Source organism: Halanaerobium sp. ST460_2HS_T2, assembly GCF_003337665.1.
GTDB lineage: Bacteria > Bacillota > Halanaerobiia > Halanaerobiales > Halanaerobiaceae > Halanaerobium > Halanaerobium kushneri.
This window is the reverse complement of record NZ_QPJF01000021.1, coordinates 16,764-34,457: the sequence shown is the minus strand read 5'-3', so window position 1 is coordinate 34,457 and position 17,694 is coordinate 16,764. Positions and strand designations below refer to the sequence as shown.

The following is a 17,694-nucleotide window of genomic DNA, read 5'->3' as shown; positions in this document are numbered from 1 at the left end:
AACTTATTTAGTTGTTAACAGATTTGATTTCAAGCACTGCTTTTTTGGCTCCTGGTACTGGACCAGCAATCAATAAAACATTACGCTCTACATCAACTTTTACTATTTCTAGATTTCTTTCAGTCACTCTATCGTGACCCATTCTACCTGGCATTTTAAAGCCTTTAAATACTCTTCTAGCATCAACAGCACCGATTGAACCAGGTGCACGATGGAAATGTGAACCGTGTGTTTTGGGTCCTGTATTATGGTTCCATCTCTTAATATTACCGGCAAATCCTTTACCTTTAGAAATTCCGCTAACATTAACTTTTTCTCCCACTTCGAAGAGATCAGCTTTAATTTCACTACCTTCACTCAGTTCCAGATCAAGTCCTTTAAATTCTCGAAGATGTTTCTTGGGCTCGAGATCACGACTTTCAAACTGACCAAGTTCTGGTTTGTTAAGTCTGTGTTTTTTTACTTCACCAAATCCAAGCTGTACTGCATCATAACCATCTTTTTCTGTAGTCTTAATCTGTGTTACAACACAGGGACCGGCCTCAACTACAGTTACAGGTACCAGCTCTCCATTATCTTTAAAATACTGAGTCATACCCAGTTTTTTTCCTAATATAGCTTTCGCCATGGCCTAATACACCTCCTGACATTAAAGTTTAATTTCTATATTTACTCCTGCGGGCAAATCAAGCCTCATCAGTGAGTCTACAGTTTTTGATGTAGGATCGAGAATATCGATCAGTCTTTTATGGGTTCTCATTTCAAATTGTTCTCTTGCATCTTTATGAACATGAGGTGAGCGAAGTACTGTAAATACCTCTTTTTCTGTTGGTAGAGGTACTGGACCAGATACATCTGCACCAGTTCTTTCAGCAGTAGCAACAATCTTTTCTGCTGATTGATCCAGGAGCTCATGTTCAAAAGCTTTAAGGCGAATCCTAATTTTTTCGTGTTTTGCCATTTGCTTACCTCCTTAATCTTTACGATTTAAGCTCAGTTAGGAGCATAGAAAAAGCGAGGAGGCTGCCTCCTCTGCTTTTTTATCCTTACTCAATAATTTCAGTTACAACTCCAGCTCCTACTGTGTGACCACCTTCACGGATTGCAAAACGTAGTCCTTCTTCCATAGCTATTGGAGTAATTAACTCTCCTGTCATCTCAATGTTATCTCCAGGCATTACCATGTCTACTCCTTCTGGTAACTCAATTGTTCCTGTTACATCTGTTGTACGGAAGTAGAACTGTGGTCTGTATCCATCAAAGAATGGTGTGTGTCTTCCACCCTCATCTTTACTTAGTACATATACCTCAGCATAAAACTTTGTATGTGGTGTAATACTTCCTGGCTTTGCCAGTACCTGACCTCTTTCGATGTCTTCTCTTTTTACACCTCTTAATAATGCTCCAATGTTATCTCCCGCTACTGCTTCGTCTAACATCTTACGGAACATCTCTACTCCTGTTACTACTGTTGTTTCTGTTTCTTTGATTCCTACAATCTCTACCTCATCTGATGGATGTAGTGTTCCTCTCTCAATTCTTCCTGTTGCCACTGTTCCTCGTCCTGTGATTGAGAATACATCCTCTACTGGCATTAAGAATGGCTTTTCTGTATCTCTTTCTGGCTCTGGAATGTAGCTATCTACTGCATCCATAAGCTCAATGATCTTCTTACCCCATTCTCCTTCAGGATCTCCATTTTCGGCAGCTTTTAATGCTGATCCTACTATTACTGGAATATCGTCTCCTGGGAATTCGTATTCGTTTAAGAGTTCTCTTACTTCCATCTCTACAAGTTCGATTAACTCTTCATCGTCTACCATATCTGCTTTGTTTAAGAATACTACTATTGATGGTACGCCAACCTGACGAGCTAAAAGAATGTGCTCTCTTGTCTGTGGCATTGGTCCATCTGCTGCAGATACTACTAAGATTGCTCCGTCCATCTGTGCTGCACCTGTAATCATGTTCTTTACATAGTCAGCGTGTCCAGGACAATCTACGTGAGCATAGTGTCTTGTTTCTGTTTCATACTCTACGTGAGAGGTCGCAATTGTAATTCCTCTTTCTTTTTCTTCTGGAGCGTTATCAATTGAATCAAATGCTCTTACTTCTGCTCCACCGTAGTTTGCTAACACATTTGTGATAGCTGCTGTCAGTGTTGTTTTTCCATGGTCAACATGTCCTATTGTTCCTATGTTAACATGTGGTTTTGTTCTTTCAAATTTTGCTTTTGCCATTTTTTATTCCTCCTTAAAAATTTATCTATTCTCCAATAATTTCTTCAGCAATACTTTTTGGTGCCTGCTCATAGTGAGAGAACTGCATTGTATAAGTTGCTCTACCCTGAGTTTTAGAACGGAGATCTGTTGAATAACCAAACATCTCAGAAAGTGGTACATGAGCACTAACAACCTGAGCATTACCTCTAGGTTCCATACCCTCAACTTTACCGCGACGTCCATTAAGGTCACCCATAACATCTCCCATGTATTCTTCGGGAGTAACAACTTCAACACTCATTACAGGTTCTAAAATTGCAGGACCAGCTTTTTTAGCTCCCTGTCTAAAGCCCATTGAACCAGCAATTTTAAATGCCATTTCAGATGAATCGACATCATGATAACTACCGTCATTCAATGTAACCTTCACATCTACAACTGGATAACCGGCAATAATACCATTTTCCATTGCTTCTCTGATTCCATCTTCTACAGAAGGAATGTATTCACGTGGGATTGCTCCACCGGTAATTTTGTCTTCAAATTCAAATCCTTCGCCTGCATCCTGAGGCTCAATATCGATCACAACATGACCGTACTGACCACGACCACCAGACTGACGGATAAATTTACCTTCAACACCGGTAACTTTCTTAGTGATTGTTTCACGATAAGCTACCTTCGGTTTACCAATATTAGCATCAACTTTAAATTCTCTTAAGAGACGGTCAACAATAACTTCAAGGTGTAATTCTCCCATACCTTCAATAATTGTCTGTCCTGTTTCCTCATCAGTGTGAACTCTAAAAGTTGGATCCTCTTCAGCTAATCTCTGTAATGCTTCACCCAGTTTATCCTGATCCGCTTTACTCTTAGGTTCAATGGCAACTCCAATAACTGGTTCCGGGAATTCCATTGATTCTAAAATAATTGGATTATCCTGATCACAGATTGTATCACCTGTACTTGTATTTTTAAGACCAACTAAAGCTCCAAGGTCACCAGCATAAATTTGATCTCTTTCTTCACGACGATTAGCGTGCATCTGCAAGATACGGCCAACTCTTTCGCGAATATCTGCTGTTGCATTATATACATATGATCCTGCTTCTAAAGTTCCAGAATAGGATCTAAAGAAGGCTAATTTACCAACATAAGGATCAGACATAATTTTAAATGCCAGACCGGAAAATGGAGCATCATCAGAAGCTTCTCTTGTTTCAGTTTCTTCTGTTTCCGGATTAATACCTTCAATAGCCGGTACATCAGTTGGAGAAGGTAAGTAATCTAAAACTGCATCCAGTAACATCTGTACACCTTTGTTTTTAAAAGCAGATCCACATAATACTGGAATAACATTTACATTAAGTACTGCCTGACGCAGTAAATCCTTAATATCATCAGTGCTTACTTCACCTTCTAAATATTTCATCATAAATTCGTCATCTTCTTCAGCCAGCACTTCCATTAAAATTTCTCTGTATTCTGCTGCCTGATCTTTCATATCTTCAGGAATCTCAACTCTTTCAAAATTAACACCAAGCTCATCTTCATAAACAATAGCGTCCATTTCTACTAAGTCAACAACTCCATCAAAGCTGTCTTCACTTCCAATTGGAAGCTGAATTGGCACTGCATTAGCACCAAGTCTATCTTTCATCATATCTACAGCTCTAAAAAAGTCTGCTCCCGTTCTATCCATTTTATTTACAAATGCAATTCTGGGAACTCCATATTTATCTGCCTGTCTCCATACAGTTTCAGACTGTGGTTCAACACCACCTACAGAACAGAATAAAGCAATTGCTCCATCTAAAACTCTCAGAGATCTTTCTACCTCAACTGTAAAGTCCACGTGTCCGGGCGTATCTATAATATTAATTCTGTTTTCACGCCACTGACAGGTAGTAGCAGCAGAGGTGATTGTAATTCCTCTTTCCTGTTCCTGCTCCATCCAGTCCATAACAGATGCACCATCATGAGTTTCACCCATTTTATGAACTCGACCTGTATAATAAAGAATTCTTTCTGTTGTAGTTGTCTTACCTGCATCAATATGTGCCATAATACCAATGTTACGTGTTTTTTCTAGTGGAAATTGTCGGGCCACTATTCTCCCCCCTTATATAAAAATTATATACATCACGCAACTAAATTACCATCTATAATGTGCAAAAGCTCTGTTGGCTTCAGCCATACGATGGACTTCTTCTTTCTTTCTAACTGCGCCGCCTGTATTGTTATATGCGTCCATAATTTCTCCGGCAATTCTTTCTCTCATTGTTCTTTCACTGCGAGCTCTAGCTGCGGTTACTAACCAGCGTAATGCTAAAGTTCTTTTTCTATCTTCATCCACTTCTACTGGTACCTGATAGTTTGATCCACCAACACGTCTTGATTTAACTTCAAGAGCTGGTTTGATATTCTCCAGCGCTTCATTCACTACTGTTAAACCATCTTCACCAGTTTTTTCGGAGATGATATCAAGAGCACTGTAAAATGCTTTTTCCGCCAGTCCTTTTTTGCCATCCAGCATTAATTTGTTAATAATTCTGCTGACAACAACATTATCATATACTGGATCTGGTACTACATCTCTTTTTTCTGCTCTATTTTTGCGCACTAAAATCCCTCCTTTTACTTAGGTTTTTTTACACCATATTTGGAACGTCCCTGTTTTCTGTCTTCAACACCAGCTGTATCGAGTGCTCCTCTTACAATATGATATCTAACACCTGGTAAATCCTTTACTCTTCCACCTCTTACTAATACAACAGAGTGTTCCTGTAAGTTATGTCCAATTCCCGGAATATAGGCTGTTACCTCTTTTCCATTGGTTAAACGTACACGAGCTACCTTTCTTAAAGCTGAGTTAGGCTTCTTAGGAGTAGCAGTATATACTCTAGTACAGACACCCCTTTTCTGTGGAGAACCCTCCAAAGCAGGAGCGGAAGTCTTCTTTTTAGTCTTTTCTCGTCCTTTACGGATTAACTGACTAATTGTCGGCATGCAATCCCACCTCCTTCCAATTATTTCAATAGAGCTGCAGAAGCTGCAGAAACATCGATCCCACAAATTCTGCCCAATTCATTTTTGCTTTCTACAATCTCAAAAGGAATATTATTATTATTAACAGCCTCAAGTATTTTAGCTTTTAAAGGCTGGTCAATATCTTTAGCTAAAAATATCTTTTTAACCTGATTTTCTGCTATAGCTTTCAAAGTCTGTTTGCTGCCAACAAGCAGCTCATCAGTACGTATTTCGCTTAGCATTTTAAGCAAACCTCCAGATCAAACTTTGTTGAGCACACTTAAGTATTTTAACAGCTTTAGAGTTCCATGTCAAGCAAAAATTAAAAAGAGTTTCCCCTTTTATTGATATTGTAAATTGTGAACCAATTAATAAATTTTCCAGTCCAAAATTCACCTGACAATATGGGGGAAACTCTTCTAATTTATTTATATTTTAATATAAGATTAAACTGATGGATCTGAATGATATTTATTCAACATCAGTTAGATCTTCAGTCAAATCTCCAAACATAGTACCATCTTCTTTAACTACATCAATATCTCTATAATATTTCATTCCGGTACCTGCTGGAATCAGCTGTCCAATTATTACATTTTCCTTAAGCCCCAGCAGTGGATCAACTTTTCCATCCAGCGAAGCTTCTGTCAGGACTCGGGTGGTCTCCTGGAAAGAAGCAGCAGATAAGAAAGAATCTGTAGCCAGTGAAGCTTTTGTAATACCAAGCAGCTCCGGCTTAGCAACTGCAGGCTCATTATTTCCTTCTGCAGCTTTTTTATTGGCCTCACGATAATCATATCTGTTTACCAGACTTCCAGGTAATAAATCAGTATCACCAGGCTTTACAATCTTAAGTTTCTTCATCATCTGACGAACTATTACTTCAATGTGCTTATCGTTAATTTCAACACCCTGGGAGCGATAAACATTTTGTACTTCTTCTAAAAGATAATTCTGTACAGCCTTTTCTCCCTTAACTTTAAGCAGAACATTCGGATCAAGCGGACCTTCAGTCAGCTTGTCTCCAGCTGTTACGTAGTCATCATCTTTGACAATCATCTTAGATCCGTAAGGAATCTTATATGTCTTCTTTTTTCCATCTTCGTTTTCTACAACTACTCGTTTGGAGTTCTTCTTCTCGACAACAGTTACATAACCTTCTCTTTCAGTCATAATTGCCTGTCCTTTTGGAGTTCTACCTTCGAAAAGCTCTTCAACTCTTGGTAGACCCTGAGTGATATCATCACCCGCAACTCCTCCGGTGTGGAAGGTACGCATTGTTAACTGAGTACCGGGCTCACCAATTGATTGGGCTGCGACTATACCAATTGATTCTCCGATATCAACCGGCTGGCCTGTTGCCAGGTTGCGCCCATAACATTTACGGCAGACTCCATGCTGAGCTTCACAGGTCAGAACTGATCTAATCTTAACCCGATCAATACCTGCAGCTTCAATTTGGTCCATTTTCTTTCTATTAATTAAAGTGTTATCTTCAACAATAACATCTCCACTTTCTGGATCTACAATTTCTTCTGCAGTATAACGTCCAATACAGCGTTCTGATAAAGGCTCAACTGCATTTTTACCCTTTGGTCCGATTGCTTCAACATAAATACCTTCTTCAGTTCCGCAGTCATCTTCTCTAACGATAACATCCTGGGAAACATCAACCAGACGTCTGGTTAGATAACCTGAATCAGCGGTTCTAAGGGCTGTATCAGCAAGACCCTTACGAGCACCGTGAGTTGATAGGAAATATTCCAAAACATCCAGACCTTCACGGAAACTGGAACGAATTGGAACATCAATAATCCGTCCAGAAGGGTCAGCCATCAAACCACGCATACCAGCAAGCTGAGAAATCTGAGATGTATTACCACGGGCACCTGAAATAGCCATAATGTAAATATTATTGCTTTCGTCAAGGTTATCAAGCAAAGCATCTGTTACATCATCTTTTGCCTGGTTCCAGATATCAACAACTTTATGATACCTTTCATCCTCAGTAATTGCTCCGCGACGATAGTGGTTCTCGATCTGATGAACCTCATCTTCCGCTTTAGAAACAATCTCTGGTTTGGAAGGTGGAATTTCCGCATCACTTACTGCAATAGAAATACCAGATCTAGTAGCATAATCATATCCCATTGCTTTAATATTATCCAGTGTTTCAGCAGTTTTATCATTACCTACTTCTTCATATAAGTCAGTAATTAAATCCCCCAGATCACTTTTACCTATTCTGTCGTTTACAAATTCAACTTCTTCCGGTAAAGCTTCATTAAAGATCACTCTACCAATAGAAGTTTCAATAATTTCGCCATTCATCCTTACTTTAACAGGTGCCTGCAGGTGAGCACGGTCTGTATCATAAGCTTTGATAGCTTCATCTGCATTAGCAAAGATCTTTCCGGCCCCTTTTCTGTCTTCTTTAATTGTTGTTAAATAGAAGACACCCAAAACCATATCCTGTGTAGGAATAGTAATTGGCCCTCCATCAGATGGATTTAAAATATTGGTGGTTGCCAGCATTAACAACCTTGATTCAGCCTGAGCTTCAACAGATAATGGCAGGTGAACAGCCATCTGGTCTCCATCAAAGTCAGCATTATAAGCTGGACATACTAATGGGTGTAACTTAATAGCTTTTCCTTCTACAAGTACCGGCTCAAAAGCCTGAATACCTAATCTGTGAAGAGTTGGCGCCCGGTTTAAAAGAACAGGATGATCTTTGATTGCCTCTTCTAAAATACCCCAGACTGCCTCATCAACGTCTTCTACCATTCTTTTAGCATTCTTAATATTATGAGCATGACCTTCTTCAACCAGGCCTCTCATAACAAAAGGCTTAAATAATTCCAAAGCCATTTTTTTCGGCAGACCACACTGATGCATTTTAAGATCCGGTCCAACAACGATAACTGAACGACCAGAATAGTCAACACGTTTACCCAGAAGGTTCTGACGGAAACGTCCCTGTTTACCTTTAAGCATATCACTTAAAGATTTAAGCGGTCTATTTCCAGCCCCAGTAACCGGTCTTCCTCGCCTTCCGTTATCAATTAGTGCATCTACTGATTCCTGCAGCATTCTTTTTTCATTACGAATAATGATTTCTGGTGCTCCAAGATCAAGCAATCTTTTCAATCTATTATTCCTGTTAATAACTCTTCTGTATAAATCATTTAAGTCAGAGGTAGCAAAACGACCACCATCAAGCTGGACCATCGGTCTTAAGTCAGGTGGAATAACGGGAATTGCATTCAGGACAAGATTAGCAGGATTTAAGCCTGATTCCAATAAACCATCCATAACTTCAAGTCGGCGAACTGCCCTTTTGCGCCGCTGTCCACTTGCTTCTTTGACCTCTTTTTTTAATTCTTTAACTTCAGCTTCAACATCAATTCTTCCCAGTAGTTCCTGAATAGCTTCTGCTCCCATTGCAGCTTTAAAAGTATTACCATATTTAGATTTAGCTTCTCGGTATTCACTTTCAGGCAGCAGCTGTTTTTCACTTAATGGTGTATCACCGGGGTCAGTTACAATGTAATGAACAAAATAAATTACTTTTTCTAATGCCCTTGGTGACATATCCATTATTAAACCCAGACGACTGGGGATACCTTTGAAATACCAAATGTGTGTGCATGGTGCAGCCAGTTCAATGTGCCCCATTCTTTCTCTTCTCACTTTGGATCTAGTTACCTCTACTCCACAGCGGTCACACACAACACCTTTATAACGGACCCGCTTATACTTACCACAGTGACATTCATAATCCTTGGTAGGACCAAAGATTTTTTCACAGAATAAACCATCTTTTTCAGGTTTTAAAGTTCTGTAATTAATTGTCTCCGGTTTTTTAACCTCTCCGCGGGACCATTCACGTATCTGCTCTGCAGAAGCAACTCCGATCCTCATTGAATCGAAATTATTCACATTTAACAAGGGTCTCTCCCCTTTCTATATTGGAATTATTCGTCTTCATCATCATTATCACGACTTAATTTTAAGTCTGTATCTAATCCAAGTTTTTGTGCAGTTTCCATCATTTCATCTTCATTTTCAGCAACCTGCAGTTCTTCTTCATCAGAAGTAAAGATTCGAGCATCAAGTCCAAGACTCTGCATCTCTTTAATCAATACTTTAAATGATTCTGGAATACCAGGATCAGGAACATTTTCTCCCTTAACAATTGCCTCATAAGCCTTAACTCTTCCTACAACATCATCAGATTTAACAGTCAGCATTTCCTGTAAAGTATAAGCGGCCCCATATGCTTCCAGTGCCCAAACTTCCATCTCACCAAATCGCTGGCCACCAAACTGAGCTTTACCACCCAGCGGCTGCTGTGTAACAAGAGAATAAGGTCCTGTTGAACGCGCATGTAATTTATCATCAACTAAATGATGGAGTTTTAGAATATACATAACTCCAACCGTTACTCTTTCTTCAAATCTTTCGCCAGTTCTACCATCGTAAAGAACAGTTTTACCATCTCTGGCAAGGCCTGCTTCTTCCAGGATATCCTCCACTTCTTCCTCAGTAGCTCCATTAAAGACCGGGGTTTCAGTATAAATCCCCAGAGCTCGAGCAGCCATACCAAGATGAGTTTCCAGTACCTGTCCAATATTCATACGAGAAGGTACTCCAAGTGGATTCAGTACTACTTCTACTGGTTCACCATTAGGTAAGAAAGGCATATCTTCTTCAGGTAGAATTCTTGAAATAACACCTTTATTCCCATGACGACCAGCAAGCTTATCCCCAACAGATATTTTACGCTTAGTTGCAACATATACTCTCACCAGACGGTTAACACCTGGTTTTAGGTCATCTCCCTGTTCACGAGAAAAGACTTTAACATCAACAACTATTCCCTCTTCCCCATGGGGAACTTTTAAAGATGTATCTCTAACTTCACGTGCTTTTTCACCAAAAATAGCTCTCAAGAGTCTTTCCTCAGCTGATAACTCAGTTTCTCCCTTTGGAGTAACCTTACCAACTAAGATATCTCCTTCTTCAACTTCAGCTCCGACTCTAATAATTCCGCGCTCATCCAAATTCTTAAGTGCACTTTCACCTACATTTGGAATATCACGGGTAATTTCTTCCGGACCAAGTTTAGTATCCCTGGCTTCTGCTTCATGTTCTTCAATATGAATAGTTGTAAATGCATCTTCTTTAACCAGATTTTCGCTGATTAAAATAGCATCCTCATAATTATATCCTTCCCAGGGCATAAAAGCGATAAGAGAGTTACGGCCAAGTGCCATTTCACCTTTTTCAGTTGAAGCACCATCAGCAATAATATCTCCAGCCTCAATCTGATCACCCTTAGCAACTATTGGTTTTTGATTCATACAGCTGCCCTGATTGGATCTTTTATATTTCATTAATTTATAGCTATCAATTAATCCTTCATTATTTTTAATCATAATTTTATTGGAAGTTACACTGACAACTTCACCATCTTTTTCAGCAACAATAACTGCTCCAGAATCCTTAGCAGCCTTATATTCCATACCTGTAGCAACCATTGGTGCATCAGTAATCATCAGCGGAACTGCCTGACGCTGCATGTTGGCTCCCATCAGAGCACGGTTAGCATCATCATTTTCTAAGAAAGGAATCATAGCTGCAGATACCCCTACCATCTGTTTAGTAGAAACATCCATATAATCAATATCTTCAGGATGAACCTCAAGGATATCTCCTCTCTTACGGGCAATTACAAATTCATTTGTAAAGTTACCCTCTTCATCTATTTCCGCATTTGCCTGAGCAATAATATGCTTATCTTCCTCATCAGCAGTTAAATAATCAATTTCATCAGTAACCTGTGAATCATCTACTCTACGATAGGGAGTTATAATAAATCCAAATTCATTTGTTTTGGCATATGTTCCCATAGTACCAATCAGTCCAATATTTGGACCCTCAGGTGTTTCAATGGGACAAATACGTCCATAATGTGAGTGATGAACATCACGAACATCAAAACCAGCTCTTTCTCTACTCAAACCACCAGGTCCCAGAGCGGATAATCTTCTTTTATGAGTTAGCTCTGACATTGGATTAGTTTGATCCATAAATTGAGAAAGCTGAGAACTACCAAAGAATTCCTGGATTGAAGCTACAACAGGTCTGGTATTGATTAAAGCCTGAGGAGTAACTACATCCACATCCTGAATTGTCATTCTTTCTCTAACTACTCTTTCCATTCTGGAAAGTCCAATTCTAAACTGATTCTGTAATAATTCACCTACAGTTTTTAAACGACGATTACCAAGATGATCTATATCATCAATATATGCTTCCGGATCATTATAGATCAATTTGATCATATATTTCACAGTTTCTGCAATATCATCTATATGAAGATATTTACGATCTTTATCAATATCCAATTCTAACTTTTTATTTAATTTATAACGTCCTACTGCTGCCATATCATATCTTTTATGATCAAAAAACAGCGAATCTAAAAGATTGGTAGCACTTTCTACTGTTGGCGGCTCTCCAGGACGTAATCTTTTATATAATTCAATTAAAGCTTCTTCTTTAGATTCAGTATTATCTCTTTCTAAAGTATCATGTAATACCTCAGAATCACCAAATTCGTCAATAATCTTTGCATCTGTACCAAAACCAAGTGCACGCAGCAAAACAGTTGATGGAAGTTTTCTTGTTCTATCAACTCTTACAGAAATTATTCTCTTTTTATCATATTCAAATTCTATCCAGGCCCCTCTATTAGGTATAATACTACCTGTAATCAAACGGCGGCCATCTTTTGTTCTCTCATCACTAAAATAGACTCCAGATGATCTAACAAGCTGATTAACCACTACTCTTTCGGCACCATTGATAATAAATGTTGCCTTATCAGTCATAAGTGGAAAATCACCCATAAACACTTCCTGTTCCTTAACCTCACCGGTTTCTTTGTTAATTAAACGAACCTTAACCTGCAAAGAAGCCGAATAAGTATCATCCCTATCCCGACATTCTTCAACTGTATACTCGGGATCTTCCAAATAATAATCTACAAATTCAAGCACCAGATTTTCAGAAAAATCCTCAATTGGAGAGATTTCGTTAAAAACCTCCTGCAGTCCCTCTTCTAAAAACCACTGATAAGAATTTAATTGTGTATAAATCAGATCTGGCAAGTCCATCGCGTCATCAATTTTACTAAAAGTATGTCTTTCCCTTGCCGTTGACATCATTGCACCCCCAGGAAATTCTAATAATTAGCTGAAACTATCCCATAATAATCATTTTCTTATTACCTTATAGACATCTAATAATGATAGCACAGGAAAAATCTCTTGTCAAGAGATTTTTAATGAAATTCTCTCATTTACACTCTTTTGTATTATTTATTATTTTCATAATAAATATAAAATTCAACTTGTTAATTAAATAAATTTTATCCAATAAAGTCACAAATTATATAAATTATAAAAATAATAAATAAATGTATATAAAAGAGAGAATTTCACATTACATCATGAAAAAATAGTCCCACTGTATATGTAAGATAAACCATACAGCAGGACTATTATCATAATTGTTATATTGTAATGCTGGATTTACTTAAGTTCTACAGTTGCTCCAGCTTCTTCTAATTTTTCTTTCATTTCTTCTGCATCTTCTTTAGCTAAACCTTCTTTAACATTACCAGGTGCATCATCAACAACAGCCTTAGCTTCTTTTAAGCCTAAACCTGTTAACTCACGAACAGCTTTAATAACTTTAATTTTCTTGCCACCAACATCAGCTAAGAAAACATCAAATTCTGTCTGTTCTTCTTCTGCTGCTCCACCACCAGCTGCTCCACCAGCTACTGCAACAGGTGCAGCTGCACTTACACCAAACTTTTCTTCTAATTCTTCAACCAGCTCAGATAATTCTAAAACACTCATTTCCTCAATTGCACTAATAATTTCTTCTTTATTCATTATAATAATCCTCCTTAATATTTTTAAGCTTTCTCTTCTTTAATTTGATTTAACACCTGTACTAAGCCGCGGATATTACCCTGCAATACGTTGACCAATCCAGATAGGGGTGCTTTCATACTTGCAAAAGCCTTTGCGAGCAATTCTTCTCTGGAAGGAATTTCTGCCAGGGATTCCACTTTATCTTTACTTATGATTTCACCATTTAAAAGACCAGCTTTAATTTCTAAAACATCATGATCTTTGGCAAATTCAACTAAAATTTTCGCAGGAGACACAGCATCATCTTCACCAAAAGCTATAGCTGTAGGTCCCGAGAAGTATTCTGTCATTTCTTCCATTTCAACATCATTAGCAGCAATAGTAGCCAGAGTATTTTTTACAACTTTAAATTCTACTCCCGCTTCTCTTAACTTGCTTCTTAATTCTGTCATTTCGGCAACATTCAAACCCAGATAATCTGTAATAACTAGTGACTTTGCACCGGTAAATTTATCAGTAAGTTCTTTAACAACCGCTTCTTTTTCTGGTCTTGCCACATTTTCACCCCCTCAAAATATGAGCTCAACAATAAATCTTTTTATAAATTGAAAAAACCTCCTGTAGACAGTCAGGAGGTATAAATGCAAAAATTACATTTGCAGAAAGTTGCCCTCGGCAGGAAATTTAAGCATTACGCCCCTACTGTCTTCGGTTAGGTTATTTTCTTGTCTCAATAAATATAACACAAAAAACTTAACAGGTCAAACTTTTTTTAGCGTCCAATAAAAGACATTGTAGCTGCTGGATCAATTTTAACTCCAGGTCCCATTGTTGGTGAGATAGCTAAAGATCTAAAGAATTTACCCTTAGCTGCAGCTGGACGTTCTTTGGCAAGAGTATCCATTATTTTATGGTAGTTATTTAAAAGCTCTTCTTCAGTAAAAGAAGCTTTACCGATTGGCAAATGTACAATACCAGTTTTATCTACCCTGTATTCCAATTTACCAGCCTTAAATTCTGCTACTGCTTTTTCTAATTCAAAAGTTACAGTACCAGCCTTAGGATTAGGCATTAAGCCTTTAGGCCCTAAAACTCTACCCAAACGACCAACAACACTCATCATATCAGGTGTAGCAATTGCTAGATCAAAATCTAACCAGCCACCTTCAATTTTTTCTGCGAGTTCCTCTCCACCTACAAAATCTGCTCCAGCTTCTTCAGCTTCTTTGGCTTTTTCACCTTTAGCAAAAACAACTAAAGTTACTTCCTGACCTGTACCTTCCGGTAAAACAACAGTTCCTCTTATATTCTGATCAGCATGTTTAGGATCTACTCCCAATCTTGCTGAAAGCTCAATTGTTTCGTCAAAGTTTGCAGTTGCAAGTTCTTTAACTAATCCAAAAGCTTCTTTGGGCTCATACAACTTTTCACGATCGTACTTATCTAAAGTTTCTGCATAACGTCTGCTTTTTGCCATTATTATTCCTCCTTTGTGGTATTAGCGGAATCTTTCCTCCCACTGAATTACGTCTATTAATTTAAAATAATTATTTCCTGTTCAACAAGTAAAAATAAATTTTACTCGACTAGAATTCCCATACTTCGTGCTGTACCTTCAATCATGCTCATAGCAGCTTCTAAACTACCAGCATTTAAATCCTGCATTTTTGTTTCTGCAATCTTCTGCACAGCATCTTTGCTTACAGTAGCAACTTTGTTTACATTTGGTTCTCCAGAAGCAGTATCAATTCCTGCAGCCTGCTTTAACAATACAGCAGCCGGTGGAGTTTTAGTAATAAAATCAAAAGAACGGTCCTGGTATACTGTAATTTCTACCGGAATTAATGTTCCCTGATTATCTTTAGTTTTAGCATTGAAAGATTTACAGAATTCCATAATATTAACACCGTGCTGTCCAAGAGCAGGACCTACAGGTGGTGCAGGGTTAGCCTGTCCGCCAGGAATCTGTAATTTAATTACTGTCATAACCTGTTTAGCCATTTTAAAACACCCCTTTCTTCAAAATAATTATCTATATAAAAAGATAAACTAATGTTTCTCAAATTGATCAAATTCTAACTCAACTGGAGTTTCTCTTCCAAACATTGAAACAAGAATTTTCGCTTTACCCTGTTCAGGATGTATTTCTTTAATAACTCCATCAAAGTCTTCAAAAGGACCATCTTTTACAGTTACCTGATCTCCAACCTCAAAATCAACGGAAACTTTTTTAGCTTTTTCGCCCATACTGCTTAAAATAGCATCGACTTCTGACTTTTCGACAGGAAGAGGTTTAGTCCCTCCACTAACAAAGCCAATCACACCAGGTGTGTTTTTTACAACATACCATGATTTATCATTCATTTCCATCTGCAGTAAAATATAACCAGGGAAAATTCTTTTTTTAACTACCTCATCTTTCCCTTTTTTCTTTTCAATTTTTTCTTCAGTTGGAACTAAAATACGAAAAATACTATCTTCCATACCTGTACTGGCTATTCTTTTTTCAAGATTTGCCTTAACTTTTCTTTCATGTCCTGAATATGTATGAACAACATACCAGGGCACATCTTCTCTTGCCTTTTCTAATTCTTCATTTAACTTGCTTTCTTCATTCATATTTAAGGATTCTCTAAAGAATCCTCACCTCCTCAATTACGAAATTAGTGGAGTAATTATATTAGCCAGTGCCAGATCTATCAAACCAATAAATGATATCAAAGCAATTACTGTAACAATTACAACTAATGTATTTGAAGTAATTTCTTCTTTGTTTGGCCAGTTTACTTTTTTAAGTTCAGATTTAACTGATTTAAAAAATTTAGCTATTTTACCAAAAAACCCGAGTTCTTTTGCCATCTTTAAATCACTTCCTCAGCTAAAGTATTAATGATTCTACTTTGTTTCACGATGGAGGGTATGCTCCTTGCAAAACTTACAATATTTTTTTAGTTCCAGTCTATCTCTGGTATTCTTCTTATTTTTTTTGGTAGAATAATTGCGGTTTTTGCATTCTGTACATTCTAGTGTAATAATTTCTCTCACCGTAAATCCACCTCCTCAATCAAACAGATCCTGCTTGAAAATCTTATATTTAAGAGAGTTGTTTAATAAATCTCCCTCTATTTATTCTATATTTTTTCTGATTCTTAACCTTAATTAATTTACCATATTTAAAGACTAATGTCAATGTTTTTTTAGAAAAAAAGCATGTGCAGCTCAGTTCTGCACATGCTTATGGAATTAAATTTAAGTTTTAATAACTTAGAATATCAAGTATCTGCCGTACTTACTCAATAATTTCAGTTACAACTCCAGCTCCTACTGTGTGACCACCTTCACGGATTGCAAAACGTAGTCCTTCTTCCATAGCTATTGGAGTAATTAACTCTCCTGTCATCTCAATGTTATCTCCAGGCATTACCATGTCTACTCCTTCTGGTAACTCAATTGTTCCTGTTACATCTGTTGTACGGAAGTAGAACTGTGGTCTGTATCCATCAAAGAATGGTGTGTGTCTTCCACCCTCATCTTTACTTAGTACATATACCTCAGCATAAAACTTTGTATGTGGTGTAATACTTCCTGGCTTTGCCAGTACCTGACCTCTTTCGATGTCTTCTCTTTTTACACCTCTTAATAATGCTCCAATGTTATCTCCCGCTACTGCTTCGTCTAACATCTTACGGAACATCTCTACTCCTGTTACTACTGTTGTTTCTGTTTCTTTGATTCCTACAATCTCTACCTCATCTGATGGATGTAGTGTTCCTCTCTCAATTCTTCCTGTTGCCACTGTTCCTCGTCCTGTGATTGAGAATACATCCTCTACTGGCATTAAGAATGGCTTTTCTGTATCTCTTTCTGGCTCTGGAATGTAGCTATCTACTGCATCCATAAGCTCAATGATCTTCTTACCCCATTCTCCTTCAGGATCTCCATTTTCGGCAGCTTTTAATGCTGATCCTACTATTACTGGAATATCGTCTCCTGGGAATTCGTATTCGTTTAAGAGTTCTCTTACTTCCATCTCTACAAGTTCGATTAACTCTTCATCGTCTACCATATCTGCTTTGTTTAAGAATACTACTATTGATGGTACGCCAACCTGACGAGCTAAAAGAATGTGCTCTCTTGTCTGTGGCATTGGTCCATCTGCTGCAGATACTACTAAGATTGCTCCGTCCATCTGTGCTGCACCTGTAATCATGTTCTTTACATAGTCAGCGTGTCCAGGACAATCTACGTGAGCATAGTGTCTTGTTTCTGTTTCATACTCTACGTGAGAGGTCGCAATTGTAATTCCTCTTTCTTTTTCTTCTGGAGCGTTATCAATTGAATCAAATGCTCTTACTTCTGCTCCACCGTAGTTTGCTAACACATTTGTGATAGCTGCTGTCAGTGTTGTTTTTCCATGGTCAACATGTCCTATTGTTCCTATGTTAACATGTGGTTTTGTTCTTTCAAATTTTGCTTTTGCCATTTTCTTT

17 protein-coding genes and 1 other annotated feature are annotated in these 17,694 nt (G+C 37.9%); all 17 genes read right to left on the bottom strand.

The window, feature by feature from the left end; translation table 11 throughout:
- Positions 1-7 precede the first annotated feature (7 nt).
- The 17 genes from rplC to tuf (DFR80_RS10715) all read right to left on the bottom strand — a co-directional run bounded on the left by rplC (position 8) and on the right by tuf (DFR80_RS10715) (position 17,687).
- A complete protein-coding gene (gene rplC / locus DFR80_RS10795; protein ID WP_076544727.1) occupies positions 8-628 on the bottom strand; it encodes a 50S ribosomal protein L3 in 621 nt (206 codons plus the stop codon).
- Between the two features lie 21 nt (positions 629-649).
- Positions 650-961 carry a 30S ribosomal protein S10 gene (gene rpsJ / locus DFR80_RS10790; protein WP_014553831.1) on the bottom strand — a complete coding sequence of 104 codons (312 nt, stop codon included), beginning with the start codon at positions 959-961 and terminating at the stop codon, positions 650-652.
- An 85-nt stretch (positions 962-1,046) separates the two neighbouring features.
- Positions 1,047-2,240, bottom strand: a complete 1,194-nt coding sequence (tuf, locus tag DFR80_RS10785; RefSeq protein ID WP_114489953.1) for an elongation factor Tu — start codon at positions 2,238-2,240, stop codon at positions 1,047-1,049.
- Between the two features lie 25 nt (positions 2,241-2,265).
- On the bottom strand, positions 2,266-4,332 hold the full coding sequence (gene fusA, locus DFR80_RS10780; protein WP_076546208.1) for an elongation factor G: 2,067 nt from the start codon (positions 4,330-4,332) through the stop codon (positions 2,266-2,268).
- A 45-nt stretch (positions 4,333-4,377) separates the two neighbouring features.
- Positions 4,378-4,845 (bottom strand): 30S ribosomal protein S7, encoded by a 468-nt coding sequence (gene rpsG, locus DFR80_RS10775; RefSeq protein ID WP_076546207.1) that lies wholly within the window; start codon positions 4,843-4,845, stop codon positions 4,378-4,380.
- Between the two features lie 14 nt (positions 4,846-4,859).
- Entirely contained in the window at positions 4,860-5,231 is a 372-nt protein-coding gene (gene rpsL / locus DFR80_RS10770; protein WP_005488205.1) for a 30S ribosomal protein S12, read from the bottom strand.
- A 20-nt stretch (positions 5,232-5,251) separates the two neighbouring features.
- Positions 5,252-5,494 (bottom strand): ribosomal L7Ae/L30e/S12e/Gadd45 family protein, encoded by a 243-nt coding sequence (locus tag DFR80_RS10765; protein WP_076546206.1) that lies wholly within the window; start codon positions 5,492-5,494, stop codon positions 5,252-5,254.
- Between the two features lie 229 nt (positions 5,495-5,723).
- Positions 5,724-9,203: a DNA-directed RNA polymerase subunit beta' gene (gene rpoC, locus DFR80_RS10760; protein WP_076546205.1), complete on the bottom strand. Its 3,480-nt coding sequence runs from the start codon at positions 9,201-9,203 to the stop codon at positions 5,724-5,726.
- A gap of 26 nt (positions 9,204-9,229) precedes the next feature.
- Positions 9,230-12,484, bottom strand: a complete 3,255-nt coding sequence (rpoB, locus tag DFR80_RS10755; protein WP_114489955.1) for a DNA-directed RNA polymerase subunit beta — start codon at positions 12,482-12,484, stop codon at positions 9,230-9,232.
- 369 nt (positions 12,485-12,853) lie between these two features.
- Entirely contained in the window at positions 12,854-13,222 is a 369-nt protein-coding gene (gene rplL, locus DFR80_RS10750; protein ID WP_076546203.1) for a 50S ribosomal protein L7/L12, read from the bottom strand.
- A gap of 23 nt (positions 13,223-13,245) precedes the next feature.
- Entirely contained in the window at positions 13,246-13,761 is a 516-nt protein-coding gene (gene rplJ, locus DFR80_RS10745) for a 50S ribosomal protein L10 (protein WP_076546202.1), read from the bottom strand.
- Between the two features lie 41 nt (positions 13,762-13,802).
- Positions 13,803-13,934 (bottom strand) — a sequence feature (ribosomal protein L10 leader region).
- A 42-nt stretch (positions 13,935-13,976) separates the two neighbouring features.
- Positions 13,977-14,681, bottom strand: a complete 705-nt coding sequence (rplA, locus tag DFR80_RS10740) for a 50S ribosomal protein L1 (RefSeq protein WP_076546201.1) — start codon at positions 14,679-14,681, stop codon at positions 13,977-13,979.
- A 101-nt stretch (positions 14,682-14,782) separates the two neighbouring features.
- On the bottom strand, positions 14,783-15,205 hold the full coding sequence (gene rplK, locus DFR80_RS10735) for a 50S ribosomal protein L11 (protein WP_076546200.1): 423 nt from the start codon (positions 15,203-15,205) through the stop codon (positions 14,783-14,785).
- A gap of 48 nt (positions 15,206-15,253) precedes the next feature.
- A complete protein-coding gene (gene nusG, locus DFR80_RS10730) occupies positions 15,254-15,823 on the bottom strand; it encodes a transcription termination/antitermination protein NusG (protein WP_114489954.1) in 570 nt (189 codons plus the stop codon).
- Positions 15,824-15,859: 36 nt separating this feature from the next.
- A complete protein-coding gene (gene secE, locus DFR80_RS10725; RefSeq protein WP_076546198.1) occupies positions 15,860-16,063 on the bottom strand; it encodes a preprotein translocase subunit SecE in 204 nt (67 codons plus the stop codon).
- Between the two features lie 36 nt (positions 16,064-16,099).
- Positions 16,100-16,249 (bottom strand): 50S ribosomal protein L33, encoded by a 150-nt coding sequence (rpmG, locus tag DFR80_RS10720; RefSeq protein ID WP_014553844.1) that lies wholly within the window; start codon positions 16,247-16,249, stop codon positions 16,100-16,102.
- Between the two features lie 244 nt (positions 16,250-16,493).
- Positions 16,494-17,687 carry an elongation factor Tu gene (gene tuf, locus DFR80_RS10715; protein WP_114489953.1) on the bottom strand — a complete coding sequence of 398 codons (1,194 nt, stop codon included), beginning with the start codon at positions 17,685-17,687 and terminating at the stop codon, positions 16,494-16,496.
- Positions 17,688-17,694 lie beyond the last annotated feature (7 nt).

Coding starts and splice junctions, on each gene's coding strand:
- rplC (WP_076544727.1), bottom strand. CDS start 628: ATGGCGAAAGCTATATTAGGAAAAAAACTGGGTATGACTCAGTATTTT.
- rpsJ (WP_014553831.1), bottom strand. CDS start 961: ATGGCAAAACACGAAAAAATTAGGATTCGCCTTAAAGCTTTTGAACAT.
- tuf (WP_114489953.1), bottom strand. CDS start 2,240: ATGGCAAAAGCAAAATTTGAAAGAACAAAACCACATGTTAACATAGGA.
- rpsL (WP_005488205.1), bottom strand. CDS start 5,231: ATGCCGACAATTAGTCAGTTAATCCGTAAAGGACGAGAAAAGACTAAA.
- DFR80_RS10765 (WP_076546206.1), bottom strand. CDS start 5,494: ATGCTAAGCGAAATACGTACTGATGAGCTGCTTGTTGGCAGCAAACAG.
- rpoB (WP_114489955.1), bottom strand. CDS start 12,484: ATGTCAACGGCAAGGGAAAGACATACTTTTAGTAAAATTGATGACGCG.
- rplL (WP_076546203.1), bottom strand. CDS start 13,222: ATGAATAAAGAAGAAATTATTAGTGCAATTGAGGAAATGAGTGTTTTA.
- rplA (WP_076546201.1), bottom strand. CDS start 14,681: ATGGCAAAAAGCAGACGTTATGCAGAAACTTTAGATAAGTACGATCGT.
- rplK (WP_076546200.1), bottom strand. CDS start 15,205: ATGGCTAAACAGGTTATGACAGTAATTAAATTACAGATTCCTGGCGGA.
- nusG (WP_114489954.1), bottom strand. CDS start 15,823: ATGAATGAAGAAAGCAAGTTAAATGAAGAATTAGAAAAGGCAAGAGAA.
- secE (WP_076546198.1), bottom strand. CDS start 16,063: ATGGCAAAAGAACTCGGGTTTTTTGGTAAAATAGCTAAATTTTTTAAA.
- tuf (WP_114489953.1), bottom strand. CDS start 17,687: ATGGCAAAAGCAAAATTTGAAAGAACAAAACCACATGTTAACATAGGA.